At 71.2% G+C, this 19,008-nt stretch carries 17 protein-coding genes and 1 tRNA gene; 3 read left to right on the forward strand and 15 right to left on the reverse strand.

What is annotated here, in order from left to right; translation table 11 throughout:
- Nucleotides 1–128 precede the first annotated feature (128 nt).
- The 11 genes from yajC to pgsA all read right to left on the reverse strand — a co-directional run bounded on the left by yajC (nucleotide 129) and on the right by pgsA (nucleotide 9,340).
- Nucleotides 129–638: a preprotein translocase subunit YajC gene (gene yajC / locus ACZ5C2_RS32750; protein ID WP_468799487.1), complete on the reverse strand. Its 510-nt coding sequence runs from the start codon at nucleotides 636–638 to the stop codon at nucleotides 129–131.
- A gap of 165 nt (nucleotides 639–803) precedes the next feature.
- Entirely contained in the window at nucleotides 804–1,874 is a 1,071-nt protein-coding gene (gene ruvB, locus ACZ5C2_RS32755) for a Holliday junction branch migration DNA helicase RuvB (RefSeq protein ID WP_468799489.1), read from the reverse strand.
- A gap of 42 nt (nucleotides 1,875–1,916) precedes the next feature.
- Nucleotides 1,917–2,522: a Holliday junction branch migration protein RuvA gene (ruvA, locus tag ACZ5C2_RS32760; protein ID WP_468799491.1), complete on the reverse strand. Its 606-nt coding sequence runs from the start codon at nucleotides 2,520–2,522 to the stop codon at nucleotides 1,917–1,919.
- Nucleotides 2,519–3,085 carry a crossover junction endodeoxyribonuclease RuvC gene (gene ruvC / locus ACZ5C2_RS32765; RefSeq protein WP_468799493.1) on the reverse strand — a complete coding sequence of 189 codons (567 nt, stop codon included), beginning with the start codon at nucleotides 3,083–3,085 and terminating at the stop codon, nucleotides 2,519–2,521. The genes ruvA and ruvC overlap by 4 nt, the downstream gene beginning before the upstream one ends.
- Before the next feature lie 202 nt (nucleotides 3,086–3,287).
- A complete protein-coding gene (locus tag ACZ5C2_RS32770) occupies nucleotides 3,288–4,040 on the reverse strand; it encodes a YebC/PmpR family DNA-binding transcriptional regulator (protein ID WP_468799495.1) in 753 nt (250 codons plus the stop codon).
- 48 nt (nucleotides 4,041–4,088) lie between these two features.
- Entirely contained in the window at nucleotides 4,089–4,694 is a 606-nt protein-coding gene (gene pdxT / locus ACZ5C2_RS32775; protein WP_468799627.1) for a pyridoxal 5'-phosphate synthase glutaminase subunit PdxT, read from the reverse strand.
- Nucleotides 4,688–5,599, reverse strand: a complete 912-nt coding sequence (gene pdxS / locus ACZ5C2_RS32780; protein WP_468799497.1) for a pyridoxal 5'-phosphate synthase lyase subunit PdxS — start codon at nucleotides 5,597–5,599, stop codon at nucleotides 4,688–4,690. The genes pdxT and pdxS overlap by 7 nt, the downstream gene beginning before the upstream one ends.
- 141 nt (nucleotides 5,600–5,740) lie before the next feature.
- The gene (locus ACZ5C2_RS32785) at nucleotides 5,741–6,283 is read right to left on the reverse strand and encodes a hypothetical protein (protein ID WP_468799499.1); all 543 of its coding nucleotides are present in this window, start codon (nucleotides 6,281–6,283) and stop codon (nucleotides 5,741–5,743) included.
- Nucleotides 6,284–6,570: 287 nt separating this feature from the next.
- Complete coding sequence (locus ACZ5C2_RS32790) at nucleotides 6,571–7,734, reverse strand: glycosyltransferase family 4 protein (RefSeq protein WP_468799501.1); 1,164 nt, start codon at nucleotides 7,732–7,734, stop codon at nucleotides 6,571–6,573.
- Entirely contained in the window at nucleotides 7,731–8,672 is a 942-nt protein-coding gene (locus ACZ5C2_RS32795) for a phosphatidylinositol mannoside acyltransferase (protein WP_468799503.1), read from the reverse strand. Before ACZ5C2_RS32795 ends, ACZ5C2_RS32790 begins: the two co-directional genes overlap by 4 nt.
- On the reverse strand, nucleotides 8,669–9,340 hold the full coding sequence (gene pgsA / locus ACZ5C2_RS32800) for a phosphatidylinositol phosphate synthase (RefSeq protein ID WP_468799629.1): 672 nt from the start codon (nucleotides 9,338–9,340) through the stop codon (nucleotides 8,669–8,671). Before pgsA ends, ACZ5C2_RS32795 begins: the two co-directional genes overlap by 4 nt.
- 459 nt (nucleotides 9,341–9,799) lie before the next feature.
- Here pgsA and ACZ5C2_RS32805 point away from each other — a divergent pair, with 459 nt between their 5' ends.
- Entirely contained in the window at nucleotides 9,800–11,998 is a 2,199-nt protein-coding gene (locus tag ACZ5C2_RS32805; protein WP_468799505.1) for an elongation factor G-like protein EF-G2, read from the forward strand.
- Between the two features lie 218 nt (nucleotides 11,999–12,216).
- Nucleotides 12,217–13,872 carry a hypothetical protein gene (locus tag ACZ5C2_RS32810; protein WP_468799507.1) on the forward strand — a complete coding sequence of 552 codons (1,656 nt, stop codon included), beginning with the start codon at nucleotides 12,217–12,219 and terminating at the stop codon, nucleotides 13,870–13,872.
- A gap of 138 nt (nucleotides 13,873–14,010) precedes the next feature.
- Here the strand turns inward: ACZ5C2_RS32810 and ACZ5C2_RS32815 are convergent, their stop codons facing one another.
- Nucleotides 14,011–14,556 carry an HIT family protein gene (locus tag ACZ5C2_RS32815; RefSeq protein ID WP_468799509.1) on the reverse strand — a complete coding sequence of 182 codons (546 nt, stop codon included), beginning with the start codon at nucleotides 14,554–14,556 and terminating at the stop codon, nucleotides 14,011–14,013.
- Nucleotides 14,557–14,647: 91 nt separating this feature from the next.
- Nucleotides 14,648–16,624 carry a threonine--tRNA ligase gene (gene thrS / locus ACZ5C2_RS32820; RefSeq protein ID WP_468799511.1) on the reverse strand — a complete coding sequence of 659 codons (1,977 nt, stop codon included), beginning with the start codon at nucleotides 16,622–16,624 and terminating at the stop codon, nucleotides 14,648–14,650.
- A gap of 760 nt (nucleotides 16,625–17,384) precedes the next feature.
- Here thrS and ACZ5C2_RS32825 point away from each other — a divergent pair.
- On the forward strand, nucleotides 17,385–18,110 hold the full coding sequence (locus ACZ5C2_RS32825; RefSeq protein WP_468799631.1) for an exonuclease domain-containing protein: 726 nt from the start codon (nucleotides 17,385–17,387) through the stop codon (nucleotides 18,108–18,110).
- Between the two features lie 311 nt (nucleotides 18,111–18,421).
- Here ACZ5C2_RS32825 and ACZ5C2_RS32830 read toward each other — a convergent pair.
- Together ACZ5C2_RS32830 and ACZ5C2_RS32835 are read right to left on the reverse strand one after the other, a co-directional pair.
- Nucleotides 18,422–18,496 (reverse strand) — tRNA-Val (locus ACZ5C2_RS32830).
- A 39-nt stretch (nucleotides 18,497–18,535) separates the two neighbouring features.
- Nucleotides 18,536–18,985, reverse strand: a complete 450-nt coding sequence (locus ACZ5C2_RS32835; protein WP_468799513.1) for an SRPBCC family protein — start codon at nucleotides 18,983–18,985, stop codon at nucleotides 18,536–18,538.
- Nucleotides 18,986–19,008 lie beyond the last annotated feature (23 nt).

A 19,008-nucleotide genomic window follows, 5' to 3' on the forward strand; every position in this document is an offset into this window, starting at 1 on the left:
CCTCGTCCCCCCTTTCTCGGGCAGTTGCCGGTCGCCCCCCCCCCCCCCCCGCCCTCCCCCCCCCCCCCCCCCCCCCCCCCCCCCCCCCCCCCCCCCCCCCCCCCCCCCCCCCCCCCCCCGGGACATGACTACTTCGCGTCGGAGTCGCCCTCGGACTTCTTCGACTGCGCGTCCGCCTTCGCCTCGCCGGCGGTGTCAGCGGTGTCGGCGTCGGCCGGCTCGTCGGCCGCGTCCTTCTTGCCGAGGTCGACAGGCGTGTCGTCGGAGACGGCGGCAGCGTCGGAGGAGTCGTCGGTCTCGGTGAGAGAGGAAGCGTCGTCGGGGACGACGTCGGCATCGGACTTCAGGTCGTGTTCGATGCCGTGCACGATGCGGTTGTACTCCTCGTCGGTCAGGACGGCACCGATCGAGTTCTTGGCGAACAGCAGCTCCACACCCGGGCCGGCGTCGAGGAGGACCGTGTCCTCGCTGACCTCCTTGACCGTGGCGTACATGCCCCCGATGGTGCGGACGCCGGAACCGGGCTGCATCTGGTTCCGCATGTCGATGGCCTGCTGCTGCTTCTTCTTGGCCGACCGGGTCATCAGGAACATGGCCCCGATGAGCACAATGAACGGGAGGAGGGTCAGGAGACTCACGGGTCGGAACTTCCTTCACACGACCGCGATGGTGAACGGCCTGATGGTTGGGGGTATGTGATGCCGCCGACAACGGTGGCATCGGCGGAGTCTAAGCGAGTCCGCACCAAGGGAACAACGCTCAGCATGGCACCCGGGTTCCTGCCTGGGCCAGTGCCCTCGCTCTCACGCCCCGAACAGGTTCCCTTGTCCGTTTCCGGCGGCCTGCGAGCGGGGCGGTGTGAGGCCGAGATGCGCCCACGCCGCCGGGGTGGCGACCCGTCCGCGGGGGGTGCGGGCGAGCAGTCCCTCCCGTACCAGGAAAGGCTCTGCCACCTCCTCCACGGTCTCACGCTCCTCCCCCACCGCGACAGCGAGCGTGGACAGGCCGACCGGTCCGCCCCCGAACAGCTTGAGCAGGGCCTCGAGCACCCCCCGGTCCAGCCTGTCCAGTCCCCGGGCGTCGACCTCGTAGACGGCGAGGGCCGCCGCGGCGATGTCCTTGGTGATCAGTCCGTCGGCCTTGACCTGCGCGTAGTCCCGGACGCGGCGCAGCAGACGGTTGGCGATGCGGGGCGTGCCACGGGAGCGGCCGGCGATCTCCGCGGCGCCGTCCGGCTCGATCTCCACGTCGAGCAGGCTCGCCGAGCGGTGGACGACCCGCTCCAGCTCGGCCGGCTCGTAGAACTCCATGTGCGCCGTGAAACCGAAGCGGTCACGCAGCGGGGGCGGCAGCAGACCGGCCCGGGTGGTGGCGCCGACCAGGGTGAAGGGGGGAAGTTCGAGGGGGATGGCGGTGGCTCCGGGGCCCTTGCCGACGATGACGTCGACGCGGAAGTCCTCCATCGCCATGTAGAGCATCTCCTCGGCGGGCCGCGACATGCGGTGGATCTCGTCGAGGAAGAGGACCTCGCCCTCCTGGAGGGAGGAGAGGATCGCCGCGAGGTCGCCGGCGTGCTGGATGGCGGGGCCCGAGGTGATCCGGATGGGGGCTTCCATCTCGGCCGCGATGATCATCGACAGGGTGGTCTTGCCGAGGCCGGGGGCGCCGGAGAGCAGCACGTGGTCGGCGGTGGCACCACGCGCGCGGGCGGCGCGCAGGACGAGGTCCAGCTGCTCACGGACCTTCTCCTGGCCGATGAACTCGCCCAGGTCCTTGGGGCGCAGGGCGGCCTCGACGGCCTGGTCCTCCCGGTCGGCGGACGGACCGACGAGCCGCTCCCCGTCGGAGGTGTCGGTCGTGTCGTCCCAGTTCATGTGCGTGTGCCTCAGCTCTCCGTACGGGCTATCGGGCGCGGGCTATCGGGCGCGGTTCAGCGTCTGCAGGGCGGCCTTCAGCAGCTGCCCCACCTGCGGGGTGCCCTTGGCGGCCTCCGCCTGGGGCGCGACCGCGGACACCGCCTCGTCGGCTTCGCGGGTCGCGTACCCGAGGCCGATCAGAGCGGCGTGCAACTGGTCGCGCCAGCCGGTGGTGACCGGTGCGCCGACGGCGGGGGCGCCGACCGGTTCGCCGAGGCGGTCCTTCAGCTCCAGGAGCAGCTTCTGGGCACCCTTCTTCCCGATGCCGGGGACGGCCGTCAACGCCTTCTCGTCCCCGGTGGCGACGGCTCGGCGCAGGGCGTCGGGGGCGTGCACGGCGAGCATCGCCTGGGCCAGCCGGGGGCCGACGCCGGTGGCGGTCTGGAGCAGCTCGAAGACCTGGCGCTCGTCGTCGTCGGCGAAGCCGTACAGGGTCAGGGAGTCCTCGCGGACGACGAGGGAGGTGGCGAGTCTCGCGGGCTTGCCGACACGGAGTGCGGACAGGGTGCCCGGCGTGCACCGGACGGCCATGCCGACACCGCCGACCTCGACGACCGCGGTGTCGGGGGCGAGGGCGGCGACCGTGCCGCTGACGAAGGCGATCATGCCGTACGGCCTTTCGATGCATGCGGGGCTTGCGGTACGCGGGAGGCTTTCGAGGCGTGCAGGGCGACGGCCTGCTGGAGCCGGTTCTGGGCGGGGGCCCGCCAGATGTGGCAGATGGCGAGCGCGAGCGCGTCGGCGGCGTCGGCGGGCTTCGGCGGTGCGTCGAGCCGCAGCAGCCGGGTGACCATGGCGCCGACCTGCGCCTTGTCGGCGCGGCCCGAGCCGGTGACGGCGGCCTTGACCTCGCTGGGCGTGTGCAGGGCGACGGGGATGCCGCGGCGGGAGGCGCACAGGATCGCCACCGCGCTCGCCTGGGCGGTGCCCATCACCGTACGGACGTTGTGCTGGCTGAAGACGCGCTCCACGGCGACGCAATCGGGCCGGTGCTCGTCCAGCCACTGTTCGAGGCCCTGCTCCACGGCGACGAGGCGCTGACCGAGGCCGGCGTCCGCCGGCGTGCGGACCACTCCCACACCGAGCATGGTGAGCGGCCGACCGGCCACGCCTTCCACGACGCCCACACCGCACCGGGTCAGCCCCGGGTCCACTCCCAGTACCCGCACCCGCCGGCTCCCCTCTGCGGCTGAACCGCCGCCGCTCTCGCGGACCTGGTCGATCGCCGTCGGGGTTCCTCAAGCGATGGCTGCGGCCCGGGGACGGTGATCTTTGACGTACGCCAGGCTAACGGCTGCCACTGACAGACGCGGTGGGCCCGTGGGGACACGCCCCCACGGGCCCACCGGAAGCGTCTGCGGGCAGCCGGCGCTACGCGTCGACCTTCTCCATGATCTCGTCACTCACGTCGAAGTTGGCGAAGACGTTCTGCACGTCGTCGCTGTCCTCCAGGGCGTCGATGAGCTTGAAGATCTTCTTGGCGCCCTCCTCGTCCAGCTCGACCTGCATGGTCGGGACGAAGTTGGCCTCGGCGGAGTCGTAGTCGATCCCGGCGCCCTGCAGGGCGGTGCGCACGGCGACCAGGTCGGTGGCCTCGCTGAGCACCTCGAAGGACTCGCCGAGGTCATTGACCTCCTCGGCACCCGCGTCCAGGACGGCGGTGAGGACGTCGTCCTCGCTCAGCTCGCCCTTGGGGACGATCACCACGCCCTTGCGGTTGAACAGGTACGACACCGAGCCCGGGTCGGCCATGGAGCCGCCGTTGCGGGTCATCGCGACGCGCACGTCCGAGGCCGCGCGGTTGCGGTTGTCGGTGAGGCACTCGATGAGCACCGCGACACCGTTCGGACCGTAGCCCTCGTACATGATCGTCTCGTATTCGGCACCACCGGCCTCGAGACCGCCACCGCGCTTGATGGCAGAGTCGATGTTCTTGTTCGGCACCGACTGCTTCTTGGCCTTCTGGACGGCGTCGTAGAGCGTGGGGTTGCCGTCCAGGTCGACGCCGCCCATACGCGCGGCGACCTCGATGTTCTTGATCAGCTTCGCGAAGAGCTTGCCGCGCTTGGCATCGATCACGGCCTTCTTGTGCTTCGTCGTGGCCCATTTAGAGTGGCCGGACATCTGCCTGTCTCCTTCGCGTAACCCATCTCTGCAACGAACGCAGGAATCCTACAAGGACTCGGCCGTCCGTTTCGCGTGTGCCATGTCGACGAACAGGGCGTGCACACGGTGGTCGCCGGTCAGTTCCGGATGGAACGACGTGGCCAGGGCGTTGCCCTGGCGGACCGCGACGATGTGACCGCCGTGCTCGGCGAGCACCTCGGCCCCGGCACCGACGGACTCCACCCAGGGTGCGCGGATGAAGACGCCCTCGACCGGCTCCCCCGGGACGCCCTTGACGTCGACCGCGGCCTCGAAGGACTCGTTCTGCCGTCCGAAGGCGTTGCGGCGCACGATCATGTCGATGCCGCCGACGGTCTCCTGGCCGGAACGGGGGTCGAGGATCTTGTCGGCCAGCATGATCATGCCGGCGCAGGTGCCGTACACGGGCATGCCGCCCCGCACGCGCGCGCGGAGGGGCTCCATCAGCCCGAACAGGACGGCCAGCTTGGAGATCGTGGTGGACTCGCCGCCGGGGATGACCAGACCGTCGACCTCGGCGAGTTCCTCGGGACGCCTGACCGGCCTGGCCACGGCGCCGGCCGCGGCCAGGGCGACGAGGTGCTCCCGTACGTCGCCCTGGAGGGCCAGGACACCGATGACCACGGTCACCAGCCGCGGTTGGCGTAGCGCTCGGTCTCGGGCAGGGTGTCGCAGTTGATGCCGACCATGGCCTCGCCGAGGTTGCGGGAGGCCTCCGCGATGATCTTCGGGTCGTCGTAGAAGGTGGTCGCCTTGACGATGGCGGCGGCACGCTTGGCGGGGTCGCCGGACTTGAAGATGCCGGAGCCGACGAAGACGCCCTCGGCGCCGAGCTGGCGCATCAGCGCGGCGTCGGCCGGGGTGGCCACACCACCGGCGGAGAACAGGACGACGGGGAGCTTGCCCAGCTCGGCGACCTCCTTGACCAGCTCGTACGGGGCGCGCAGCTCCTTGGCGGCGGCGTACAGCTCGTTGTTGTCGTAGCCGCGCAGCCTGGCGATCTCGTTCTTGATCTGGCGCAGGTGGCGGACGGCCTCGACGACGTTGCCGGTGCCGGCCTCGCCCTTGGAGCGGATCATGGCGGCGCCCTCGGCGATGCGGCGCAGGGCCTCGCCCAGGTTGGTGGCACCGCAGACGAAGGGGGTGGTGAAGGCCCACTTGTCGGAGTGGTTGACCTCGTCGGCCGGGGTGAGGACCTCGGACTCGTCGATGTAGTCGACGCCGAGCGACTGCAGGACCTGGGCCTCGACGAAGTGGCCGATGCGGGACTTGGCCATCACGGGGATGGACACCGCGCCGATGATGCCCTCGATCATGTCCGGGTCGGACATGCGGGCCACACCGCCGTCCTTGCGGATGTCGGCCGGGACCCGCTCCAGGGCCATGACGGCGACGGCTCCGGCGTCCTCGGCGATCTTCGCCTGCTCCGGAGTGACGACGTCCATGATCACGCCGCCCTTGAGCTGCTCGGCCATGCCGCGCTTCACGCGCGCGGTGCCGGTCTCGGGACCCTGGTTTTCGGAGAGCGTGCTGGACACGAATGACCTCGCTGAGGGGGAAAGGGGGGTTTCTGCAGCACTGAGGAAACGTGAAGGGACCAGGCCACAGCAAGGGCCAATGGGAAGCCGGTGGATCCTTTTCGGGCGACGGCGGTCTGCCGCGTGCCCGGATCCCGCCCTCTATGCCGCCCGTTCGACCAGGGCGGCCGGGGGCTCGTCGTCCATCTCGAAGGCCATCGGGAAGGGCGCGTGCCCGGCCAGCCGGAACCAGCGCACCTTGCGGTGGCGTCGCAGGGCCCGTGCGGCCCGGACGGTGTCGTTGTGGAAGCGGCGGGCCATCGGCACCCTGCGGACCGCCTCGGCGAGCTCCAGGGCCGCGTCCTCTCCCCCGGGCGCCTCCTTGACCGCGTCCACCTGCGGCGCGTCCGCGAAGACCGCGCGCAGCGCCTGGGTCAACTCGCTCTCGGCGACCTCGCGCTGTTCCTCGACGGCCTGCCGCGCGGCGTGCGCGGCCTCGTAGAGCACGATCGAGGCGGCGGGGTCGAGCACCCCCGCGGTGGCCAGTTCCTGGGCCACGGAGGCACGGCGCAGCAGCTGCGCGTCGAGCGCTGCGCGGGCGGCGTCGATACGGGCGTGCAGCCGGTCCAGCCGCCCCGCCGTCCAGCTCAGATAGAGGCCGATGGCGACGAGGGCGACGAGGATCCAGATGAGGGTTGCGGTCACGGGCGGCAAGGCTAGTACCGCCGGCGGTCGGTGCCGTCCGTGGGGCCACGTCCCAGGACCCCACTGGGCCCGGACGGCACCGCCCTCCGGCCCGGACGCCACCCTCCGGACTCCCACACGACCGGACGGCACCGCCACGCGGACCCCCGCGGTCCAACGACCCCCTCCGGACGCCCCACGCTCCGGACAGCACGGGCACTCCCCGTCGGCCCGGGACGGGCCCCTCAGGCACCCCGCTCCCGGCTTCAGCCGGGCGGGGAACCCCATGGCGGGCGGGTCGCCCTGCCTCAGTCCCTGGCCAGGCCCAGCCGGGCCCTGAGTCCCGTCGCCCGGTCGTCCGCCGCGACCGCCGCCGCGCCCGCCGTCACCGTCTCGTACACCGACAGGATGTCCGCGCCGACCGTCGACCAGTCGAAGCGGCGGACGTGGGCGCTGCCGCGCTCACGCAGTTCCGCGCGGCGCTCCGGATCACGAAGGAGCCGCAGCGCGGCCTCGGCGAGCGCGTCCGCGTCCTCGTTGGCGAACAGCTCGCCCGCCGCACCCCGGTCGAGGACCTGGGCGAACGCGTCGAGGTCGGAGGCGAGCACCGGCGCGCCCGCGGACATCGCCTCGACCAGGATGATGCCGAAACTCTCACCGCCGGTGTTGGGCGCCACGTACACGTCGACACTGCGCAGGAAGCGGGCCTTGTCCTCGTCGCTGACCATGCCGAGGAACTCCACACGCGGCCGCAGCTCCCTGGGCAGCGACTCGACCGCCTCCTTCTCGTCGCCCCGGCCGGCGACCAGCAGCCGCGTCTGCGGGCGGGCGGCGAGTATCTTCGGCAGCGCCCTCATCAGCACCGGCAGCCCTTTCCGGGGCTCGTCGATACGGCCGACGAAGCCGATGGTGTCGCCCTGCCATTCGGGCCGGGGCTCGGCCTTGGCGAAGAAGTCGACGTCGACCCCGTTGGGGATGACCACCGCATCACCGCCCAGATGCTCCACCAGGGTGCGCCGGGCGTACTCGCTCACCGCGATCCGCGCGCTGATCTTCTCCAGGGCGGCCTGGAGGATCGCGTACGCGGCGATCATCGCGCGGGAGCGCGGGTTGGAGGTGTGGAAGGTCGCGACGATCGGTCCTTCGGCCGCCCAGCACGTCAGCAGGCCGAGCGAGGGCGAGGTCGGCTCATGGATGTGGACGACGTCGAAGGCGCCCTCGTGCAGCCAGCGCCGTACCCGCGCGGCGGACAGGAAGCCGAAGTTGAGCCGGGCCACCGAGCCGTTGTACGGCACGGGCACCGCACGGCCGGCCGAGACGACGTAGGGCGGCAGCGGGGTGTCGTCGTCGGCCGGGGCGAGGACGGACACGTGATGACCGAGGCGGATGAAGTACTCGGCCAGGTCACGGATGTGGAACTGGACGCCGCCCGGTACGTCCCAGGAGTACGGGCAGACGATGCCGATCCTCACGGGGTCCCCTTCCGGTCCTTCTCGGGGGCCGTCGCGGTATCCCGCGCGGGGTCGAGGTCCTTCAGCCACAGACGCTGCAGCATGTGCCAGTCCTCCGGATGCTCGGCGATGCCCGTGGCGAAGGCGTCGGCCAGCGCCTGTGTCATGACAGACGTCTTCTCAAGCCGTGTACCTGCCCCCGGGACCTCGACCGGCGGATGGACCCGGCCCTTCATCACCGGCGAGTCGTCGTACCACAGGGTCACCGGCATCAGCCGGGCTCCGGTCTGCTGGGCCAGCAGGGCGGGGCCGGCCGGCATTCGGGCGGTCTCGCCGAAGAAGTCGACCTCGACGCCGGAGGAGGACAGGTCGCGGTCGGCGACCAGACAGACCAGCCCGCCGCCGCGCAGCCGCCGGGCCAGGGTGCCGAAGGCGGAGCCGCCGCTGTGCGGGAGCACCTCCATGCCGAGGCCCTCGCGGTAGGCGACGAACCGGTCGTACAGCGTCTCCGGCTTCAGGCGCTCGGCGACGGTGGTGAACGGTATGCCCAGCTTCGTGGTGGCCCAGGCGCCGGCGAGGTCCCAATTGGCGAGGTGCGGCAGCGCGAGGACGACGCCCTTGCCGGCCGTCATGCCGTCGGTCAGCCGGTGGAGGTCCTTGATGTCGACGCCGTCCGCGATGCGCTCGGCACTCCAGGCGGGCAGCCGGAAGGACTCCATCCAGTAGCGCAGATACGACCGCATGCCCGCACGGGAGAGTTCGGCGAGCCGTTCGGGCCCCGCGTCCGGCACGACGCGCGCGTAGTTGCCCTCCAGCCGGAGTACGCCCTTGCCGCGCCGCTTCCAGGCGAGGTCGGCGATGGTCCTGCCGAGGCGCACGGCGACCGGCTCGGGGAGTGACTTGACGGTGCCCCAGCCGGCGCCGTAGAGGGCGTCGGTGAGCCGTTCCTGGGCGCTCACGTCGCGGCCTCGCTCCCCCGGGCCTCCTGCGTCTCGGCGGCCTCGGCCTCGGCGGACTCCCGGCGCACGGTGACGACCCGCTGGATCAGCGTGACCAGGCTGCCCACGGCGACGATCCACAGGGCCACCGGCAGCAGGTGGTGGATGCCGGGCACACCGAAGGCGTGCAGGCCCGCGAGACCTGCCGCGACCAGAGAGACGACCAGCCGCTCGGCCCGCTCGACCAGGCCGTTGACGGCGACCGGCAGACCGATCGACTCCCCGCGCGCCTTGGTGTACGACACCACCTGGCCACTGGCCAGGCAGAAGATCGACACCGCGCAGAGGGTGTTGTTGTCGCCGCCGCCCGCGTACCACAGGGCGAAGCCGCCGAAGACCGCCCCGTCGGCGACCCGGTCCAGGGTGGAGTCCAGGAAGGCCCCCCAGCGGCTGGACCGGCCGAGTTGGCGGGCCATGTTGCCGTCGACCAGGTCGGAGAACACGAACAGTGTGATGACGACCGTGCCCCAGAAGAACTCCCCCCTGGGGTAGAAGACCAGCGCGCCCGCGACCACACCGGCGGTGCCGATGAGCGTGACCGTGTCCGGGCTGACCCCCCGCCGGATGAGAAACGCGGCGAACGGTGTGAGGACACGCGTGAAGAATGCACGCGCGTACTTGTTCAGCATGGCCTTCCCGACGGTCGGTGTGGCCGCGCGGCCCTGCTGGCCACCGGCGGGCCCAATCGTAGTCACGCGTACGCCCCGGCGACTGCCGTACCCCCACAGCCATGGCAGTGCACCGTGTGGCGAGGACGCGCACGCGGGCGAGGACCTCGGGGTGGTACGGGGGTCGGGGGGGGGGAGGGGGGGGGGGGGGGGGGGGGGGGGGGGGGGGGGGGGGGGGGGGGGGGTTCTCTCCCCCCCCCCCCCCCCCCCCCCCCGACGGGCGCACGCGCGGGGTACCGCTCCGACGTTCCGTCCACACGCCGTGAGCAGGGAGGAGTGCCGGGATCGCGTCGTTCGTATGGACGCACCGTGACGGGAGTGGAAAGCTCGAATGACCGCGGGCGTCGCCGGAGCCGCACCGCACGCGGATTCCGCGGGTCCGCGCCCACAGTGACCTCACCGTGCACGGGAGGCAGGATCATGGGCGACAAGGCGCACACACACCCCGGGGCCGCCGGCAGGGCGCAGGCGGCCGACCACCCCACGTCCGTACGGAATGTGGTGCTGGTCGGCCACTCCGGATCGGGCAAGACGACCCTGGTGGAGGCTCTCGCGCTGACCGCGGGGGCCGTGAACAGGGCGGGCCGCGTGGAGGACGGCGGCACCGTCTCCGACTACGACGACATCGAGCACCGGCAGCAACGCTCGGTACAGCTCTCCCTGGTGCCGCTCGCATGGGACGGCATCAAGATCAACGTACTGGACACCCCCGGATACGCCGACTTCGTCGGGGAACTCAGGGCCGGTCTGCGAGCGGCGGACGCGGCCCTCTTCGTCGTCTCGGCCTCGGACGGCGTGGACGGCTCGACCCGCGTGGTCTGGGACGAATGCGCGGCGGTCGGCATGCCGCGCGCCATCGTCGTCACGCACCTGGAGGCGGCCCGCGCGGACTTCGAGGAGATGACCCGCGTCTGTGCGGAGGCATTCGGCGGGGACGACCCCGACGCCGTGCTGCCGCTGTACCTGCCGCTGCACGGCCCCGAGGGGCCCGACGGGCACGCACCCGTGCACGGTCTGATCGGACTGCTCTCGCAGAAACTGTTCGACTACTCCGGCGGCGAGCGCAAGGAGTCCGAACCCGGGGAGGAGCAGCTGCCCCTCATCGAGGAGGCCCGCGGCCGGCTGATCGAGGGGATCATCGCCGAGAGCGAGGACGAGACCCTCATGGACCGCTATCTCGGCGGTGAGCAGGTGGACGTCGGGACGCTCATCGAGGATCTGGAGCGGGCGGTCGCGCGCGGGGTGTTCTTCCCCGTTCTGCCCGCCGCACCCGCCGCCGAGGGCGCCCGCCAGGGACTCGGCACGGTCGAACTGCTGGAGTTGATCACAGGCGGGTTCCCGACTCCGCTGGAGCACGGCACCCCGAACGTGACCACGGTCGACGGCAGGCCGCGCGAGCTCAGGCCGTGCGACCCCGACGCCCCCCTGGTGGCGGAGGTGGTCAAGACCTCCTCCGACCCCTACGTCGGCCGGATCTCCCTGATCCGGGTCTTCTCCGGCACCCTGCGCGCCGACCAGACCGTCCACGTCTCCGGGCACGGGCTGGCGGACCGGGGACACGAGGACCACGACGTCGACGAGCGGATCGGCGCCCTGTCGACGCCGTTCGGCAAGCAGCAGCGGCCGGTGTCGCACGTCATCGCGGGCGATCTCGCGTGTGTGGCGAAACTGAGCCGTGCGGAGACCGGCGACACCCTGTCCGCCAAGGACGACCCGCTGCTCATGGAACCCTGGGAGATGCCCGACCCACTGCTGCCGCTCGCCATCGAGGCACACAGCAAGCCGGACGAGGACAAGCTCTCGCAGGGCCTGGCGCGATTGGTGGCCGAGGACCCGACGATGCGTCTGGAGCAGAACCAGGACACCCACCAGGTGGTGCTGTGGTGCCTCGGCGAGGCACACGCGGATGTGGCCCTGGAGCGGCTGCGCAGCCGTTACGGCGTCCAGGTGGACGTCGTACCGCACCAGGTGTCGCTCAGGGAGACCTTCGGCGGCAAGGCGGCCGGGCGCGGCCGGCACGTCAAACAGTCCGGCGGGCACGGGCAGTTCGCCATCTGCGAGATCGAGGTGGAGCCGCTGCCGAACGGCTCGGGCATCGAGTTCGTGGACAAGGTGGTCGGCGGCGCGGTGCCGCGACAGTTCATCCCGTCCGTCGAGAAGGGCGTCAGGGCACAGGCCGTCAAGGGGGTCGCCGCCGGGCATCCGCTCATCGACGTGCGGGTGACCCTGCTGGACGGCAAGGCGCACTCGGTGGACTCCTCCGACGCCGCGTTCCAGACGGCGGGGGCACTGGCGCTGCGCGAGGCCGCCTCGGACGCGCGGATCCATCTGCTGGAGCCGGTCGCCGAAGTGAGCGTCCTCGTCGGGGACGACTACGTCGGCCCCGTGATGAGCGACCTGTCCGGCCGGCGCGGCAGGGTGCTCGGCACCGAGCAGTCGACCGGCGGGCGCACCCTCATCAAGGCGGAGATCCCGGAGATCGAGATCGGCCACTACGCCGTCGACCTGCGCTCCCTCTCGCACGGGACCGCCCGCTTCAGCCGCCGGTACGCACGGCACGAACCCATGCCGCCGCAGGTCGCGGAACGGGTCAAGGAGGAGGCGCGCAAAGCCTCGTAGCAGGCGCCGGGCGCTCGCGGGAAGGCCACGCGGGCGCCCGCGTACGTGTCGCGTCGCCGATTGCTTCGGAACGCCTCACTTCGTACCGGTGGACCGCTTGGGCGGTCCACCTCCGGATGCCCGCGGCTACGGATACGCTGAAGACCTGATCAACAGGTGTGCGCAGCACGGAAGTCGGGAAGGCCGCAAGACGACAGTCGCGGCGATCGGGGGCGGGAATGACCGTTGAGAGCGGTTACGCGGATTTCTTCGGTCCGCAGGTACCGCGCACGGGCGACGAGGGGCAGACGCCGACGTTCGCGCTGGCCTCGGCGGCCTACCGGGACAACGAGGCCGACGAGATACTCAAGGCCAACAACGAGTGGCACAAGTCGGCGGTCGGCAAGCCCCGGATCAAGCTGTTCCGGCCCAACCTGGGTGAGGCGTTCTCCAGGGCGGTCATCGACCGGATGCTGGGCTCCGGCCGAGCGCCGCTCATCCAGTCCTTCGGCACCCAGCCGCAGGTGGTGGTGGAGCACGCGCTGGCGGCACACCGCATCCGCCGCGAGCGGGACAACTGGCTGAGCGCCGTCATGGTCCTGTGCGGTCTGCTCTTCCTGCCCGGTCTGCTCGTATGGCTGTTGGTCTTCCAGATCCGTACGACGATGTCCCGGCGCGAGGACAAACGGGCCGGCGCGCTCGCCACCACCCTGCTGGTCGCGGTGGGCGCCCTCGCCGTGCTGTTCCTGCTCCGCATGCCGTTCGAGGGGTTCTGGGGCTGGTACGCGCGCGCGGCGGTGATCGCCCCGGTGGTGGGCTGGTTCTGGGCCAAGCGGATCTGCGAGCGCACGGCGACGGATCTGCGCGCGCGGTGGAGCAGCCTGCTCTCCGGCAGCAGCGTCGGCGCCAAGGTGCCCGAGGCGGTCCCCTCCAGCCCCGGCGAGACGGCTGCCGAGCAGCTGCGTCAGTCCCTGGCCCGGCTCAGCGCCGAGCAGCAGTCCAACTCCGTGTTCTACGCAGGGCCCAAGGGCATACTCGGCATGGGTACCCGCTGGGGCAGCTGGCAGCTCGCCGAGGAGCTGGTGCCGGCCGACAAGGACCGGGAGATCAACCCGTTCCGCAGCTGGGACGTCGTCAGGGCCATTCACGACCGGCTGCGGATGCTGGAGCGCGGGCCGCTGCACACCGGCGGCTTCCCCAAGCCGTCGGTACGGCACTGGATCGTCACACCGATCGGGGAGAACGCCACGTCGGTGTCCCGGCCGGAGGGCACGGACGTCGAGGCGTACCAGATCAAGTCGCACGCCATACAGGACATCTGCAACAAGCAGCAGTTCGGCGCCGGCGACCGGCACTACCTGGGCGTGCAGTGGACGCTGTGGGACGGCCAGCTGGTGATCACCATGCTGATCACCGTGACCGTGCTGCACGAGACGCTGCGCATCGAGGTGACGGGACACGCGCTGGGGCCGGTGCACTCGCTGTTCACCAGCGGGCCCGCGGCCAAGGAGAAGGAGGTCCAGAAGTCGATCAAGTTCTGGGAGACCCGGAAGGTGAAGCTCCCCCTGGTCGATTCGGACGAGGTGGTACGACTGACTGCCCGGGCACCGCTGACCTGGTACCCGCCGCTGCTGTACTGGCTGGGCGGCAAGCTGACCCTGCCGGAGCCGTTCGGCCTGCGGCACGCGTGGGCGGACAAACCGTGGCGGCACCGGTTCATGGCGGACGACGCGTTGCGTGCGGCGGCGCCGGTGCTGCGGGTGGTGCACTCGGCGGCGATCAAGGTACTGAAGGAGAACGGGGTGGATACGGAGAAGTTCGGGTCGCGCTCGTCGTTCCTCAGCACGGCGGTGCAGGACGCTTCGCCGAAGAAGGCCGACCTGTACGACGCGTAGGCCTCCGGCGGTGGGGCGGGGTGGGCGCGGTGGGGTACCTCACGGTCCCTGAGGGCTGCGCCCCAGACCTCCCTCGGCCTGCACGGCCTCGCCCTCGGACGCCGGACGGGCTGGTTGGCGCCGGCCGCGCCGGCACGCTCAGTCTGGCCACGCCTCCGCGAGCATTTTCCGCGTGTCCGCCAGCAGTTGGGGCAGCACCTTCGTGTGGCCGACCACCGGCATGAAGTTGGTGTCGCCGCCCCAGCGGGGTACGACGTGCTGGTGCAGGTGCGCGGCGATGCCCGCACCCGCGACCGTGCCCTGGTTCATGCCGATGTTGAAGCCGTGCGCGCCCGACGCTGTCCGCAGTGCCGTCATCGCCTGCTTGGTGAGTTCGGCGAGTTCCGTCGTCTCCTCCACGGTGAGGTCCGTGTAGTCGGCGATGTGCCGGTACGGCACGGTCATCAGATGGCCGCCCGTGTACGGGTAGAGGTTGAGCACCGCGTAGACCCGATCGCCACGCCGCAGGATCAGCCCGTCCTCGTCGGACTTGGCCGGAATGGAGCAGAAGGGGCAGCCGTCGTCGGCACCCGGGCCGCTCGGCTTGTTCTCGCCCTGGATGTAGGCCATCCGGTGCGGAGTCCACAAGCGCTGGAACGCGTCCGGCGTTCCCACTCCCAGCTGCTGTTCCTGCTCGCTCGTCATGCGTGCAGCATATGGCGTCACCCGGGGGCCGTGGAAAAGGCCCCCGGGACAGGTCCCGGGGGCCCGGGGGCCCGCGTCGGCGGGGACCACGTCACACCTGGGCGCGACGCTCCACCACATCGACGAGCTTCGCCAGCGCCTGGTCACGCGGAATGCCGTTCTCCTGCGAACCGTCGCGATAGCGGAACGACACCGTGCCCGCGTGCATGTCCTCGTCACCGACGATGATCATGAACGGGACCTTCTGCTTCTGCTGCGTGCGGATCTTCTTCTGCATCCGGTCCGAGGAGGCGTCCACCTCGACGCGCAGCCCCTTCCGCCGTGCCTCGCCCGCGAACTCCTCCAGGTACCGCACGTGAGCGTCACCGACCGGGATCCCCACCGCCTGTACCGGGGCGAGCCACGCCGGGAACGCGCCCGCGTAGTGCTCGAGCAGCACCGCGAAGAACCGCTCGATGGAGCCGAACAGCGCACGGTGGATCATGACCGGGCGGGTCTTGGAGCCGTCCGCCGCGGTGTACTCCAGGTCGAAGCGCTCCGGCAGGTTGAAGTCGAGCTGGATGGTCGACATCTGCCAGGTGCGGCCGATGGCGTCCTTGGTCTGGACGGAGATCTTCGGGCCGTAGAAGGCGGCGCCACCCGGGTCCGGGACCAGGGGCAGGCCCTGCTTCTCGGCGACCTGCCGCAGCGTCTCCGTGGCCTCTTCCCACGCCTCGTCGGAGCCGACGAACTTCTCCGGATCCTTGGTGGACAGTTCCAGGTAGAAGTCGGTCAGACCGTAGTCGCGCAGCAGGTTCAGGACGAACGTAAGGGTCTTGTCGAGCTCCTCGGACATCTGCTCGCGGGTGCAGTAGATGTGCGCGTCGTCCTGCGTGAAGCCGCGGGCGCGGGTCAGGCCGTGCACCACGCCCGACTTCTCGTAGCGGTATACCGTCCCGAACTCGAACAGGCGCAGCGGCAGTTCGCGGTAGGAGCGTCCGCGCGCGTCGAAGATCAGGTTGTGCATCGGGCAGTTCATGGGCTTGAGGTAGTAGTCCACGCCCTCGTCGAGCTGCATGGGCGGGTACATGCCGTCGGCATACCAGTCCAGGTGGCCCGAGGTCTCGAAGAGCTTCCCCTTCGTCGCGTGCGGGGTGTAGACGAACTCGTAGCCCTCCTCCTCGTGCCGCCGGCGCGAGTAGTCCTCCATGACCCGGCGGATGATGCCGCCCTTGGGGTGGAAGACGGCGAGGCCGGAGCCGATCTGCTCCGGAATGGAGAACAGGTCGAGCTCGCTGCCGAGCTTGCGGTGGTCGCGCTTCTCGGCCTCGGCAAGGAACTCCAGGTGCGCCTTCAGCTCGTCCTTGGAGGGCCAGGCGGTGCCGTAGATGCGCTGGAGCATCGGGTTCTTCTCGCTGCCGCGCCAGTAGGCGGCCGCGTTGCGCATCAGCTTGAACGCCGGGATGTTGCGGGTGGTGGGCAGGTGGGGGCCGCGGCAGAGGTCCTTCCAGCACAGCTCGCCGGTCTTGGCATCCAGGTTGTCGTAGATCGTCAGCTCGCCGGCGCCGACTTCGACGTCCGCGCCGTCATCGTGGGAGGCGGAGCCCTTGAGGCCGATCAGCTCCAGCTTGTACGGCTCGTCCGCCAGCTCCTCGCGGGCCTCGTCGTCGGTGACGACACGGCGGGAGAAGCGCTGGCCGCGCTTCTGGATCTCCTGCATCTTCTTCTCGACGGCCTTGAGATCCTCGGGCGTGAACGGCTTCTCCACGTCGAAGTCGTAGTAGAAGCCGTCCCGTACCGGCGGGCCGATGCCCAGCTTGGCCTCGGGGAACAGCTCCTGCACGGCCTGGGCCATGACGTGCGCGGTGGAGTGGCGCAGGATGTTCAGACCGTCCTCGGAGGAGATCTCCACACCCTCGACGGTCTCGCCGTCCTTGACCTCGTAGGAGAGGTCCCTGAGCTCGCCGGCCACGCGCGCGGCGATGACCGAGCGTTCGCCGGCGAAGAGCTCGGCGGCCGTAGTGCCCGTCGTCACCACGCGTTCTTCCCGCTCGGAATCGCGATGGATGATCACACGGACGTCTGACACCGGTCTCTCCTGACTGCAGGCTGTGGTCGCGGCGCCATACCGGAGCGCACGCATGGGTGCGATCGTACCGACCCGGGCAGGCACTCCGCGAAACCATTCCCCTTCGCCGGGCAGCGGGCGCCGTCCATCCCCGACGTCGGGCCGCGGGCCTCGCCGGAGAAGGCCGCGGTCCCGGCGTTCGCCTGGAGCGCCTTGAGCAGGCGGTCCCGCTCGGCCTCGTCGACCTGCACCGGGACCAGCCCGCGGGCCTCGGCGAGCCGGCGGAAGCCGCTCCGGCTCTCCAGCCTCCGGGTGTGATCCGGACGTGGCCGATCTCGGCCCGGCGCGTGCCCGCAGCCGGATCACGCCCTCGCCACGGGTCCGGTCCGGTGCATCCGTACGACGGCGCCGGTGACCCGCACCGTGACGGACGGCTCCGCGCGCCGGTGGCGCGGACCGGCCTCGCGCAGGGACGGGCGGACCGCCGGGTGAGAAGGGCGGACGCGGTGAGCCGGCGTCCACCCGGTGCCGACCCGACCAGGACGGTCTCCAGCACGACCGCGGCCGTGCGCCGGTGCCGGTCACCGTGGAATCCGGTGCGGGCGCGGGTGGCGAGGGTGCCGCGCGAGGCCGGCGCGCGGCCGGGCGGCAGCCTCCCCCGTTCGGGCTGCGCGATGGCCATGGCCGGCAGCTCTCCAGAACAGTGTTTCAGCCCGGGTATCACCCGATCGGGCAGTGGATGACGCGTCAACTGCCGGTGGTGAGCGAGGGGTTGTTGGGTATGGCGTGCTGGTACGAAGGGCCGTTGGCCGCTTTCGACGCGGAGACGACGGGCGCGGACGTCGAGACCGACCGGATCGTGTCGGCCGCTCTCGTCGTCCAGGACGGACCGGGGGGCCGGCCCCGGGTGACCCGCTGGCTGGTGAATCCGGGGGTGCCGGTGCCGGCCGGGGCGACGCTGCCGCACGGGCTGACGGAGGAGCATCTGCGGCTCGACGGCCGCTGGCCGGCGCCGGTGATGTACGAGGTGGCACAGGCGCTCGCGGAGCAGGCCCGGGTGGGCCGGCCCCTGGTGGTGATGAACGCGCCGTTCGATCTCACGCTGCTGGACCGGGAGTTGCGCCGGCACCGGGCGTCGTCGCTGGCCCGCTGGTTCGAGCGGACGCCGCTGCTGGTGCTGGACCCGTGGGTGCTGGACAGGCATCTGGACCGCTGCCGCAAGGGGAGCCGCACGCTGACCGACCTGTGCGCGCAGTACGAGGTGCCGTTGGAGGCGGCGCACGACGCGGCGGCGGACGCGGCGGCCGCACTGGAGGTCGCCCGGGCGGTCGGGCGGCGCTTCGCGTCCCGGCTGGAGCGGTTGTCCCCCGGTGAGCTGCACACCCTGCAGGCGGTGTGGCACGCGGCGCAGGCGCGCGGGCTCCAGGCGTGGTCCGCGCACGGCGGCACGGAAGAGGTGGTGGACCCGGCGTGGCCGCTGCGTCCGGATCTGCCGGCGGCTGCGTGAACGCGGAGCCGACGGCGCGTGCGGGACGGTACGCGGGTGACCGCGTCACTCAGGCAGCGGGCGAAGGTCTTGGCTTCTTGCTTCCGCTGGTCGGCCATGCACTGCTCAGCCCCGTCGCGGGAAGCGCGGGACGGCACGGCTCGCGCGGCACCGAACGGGGCGTGAACCGTCCGGGTCAACGCGTGTGGTGGAAGGGTGCGCCCCGGAATGCCGACGGCGCCCCGACCCCGAGGGGTGAGGGCGCCGGTTCGGCGGGTGGGAGGCAGTGGCAAGGGACATGCGGTACTTCCCTTGTCCCGGTGAGCCTTCCCTGGTGGGCGATACTGGGTTCGAACCAGTGACCTCTTCGGTGTGAACGAAGCGCTCTCCCACTGAGCTAATCGCCCGGGAACGCACTGAACAATACAGGTCCCGGGAGGCTTCCTTCAAACCGCTCGGAGGTGTGCGGCCAGTCCCCGCCGGCCGGCCCGCATCATCAGGGCGTGGTTGACGCGGAAGACGGGCCGGGCCGGCACGGCGAGCAGGCGCAGCAGTGGTCTGCGGACGTCGACCTCCTGCTCGTAGTGGGCGAGACAGCCGTGGACTCCCAGGCCGGTGACGGTCCAGCGGGCCCAGCCGTCGATGTCGCCGGACAGGCCCGCCTCCAGGACCCCGGTCTCCCGGTCGCGCCGCCCCTCCCGCACGGTCGAGGTCAGGGCGTACGGCAGGAGGGAGCGGATCGTGACGATTCCGCTGGTGTCGTCGAGGCGGGTGACCTCGCGCACCTGGGGCCACCACAGGGGGTAGTCCTCGATCCGTTCCAGTGCGTTGTACACCGTCGAGGCGGGCGCGGACAGGGTCCACAGACTGCGGAAGCGGTAATGGTTCCAGTCCATGTACGGAGTGTGCCCGCCCGCGC

The organism is Streptomyces sp. NPDC031365 (genome assembly GCF_055569765.1).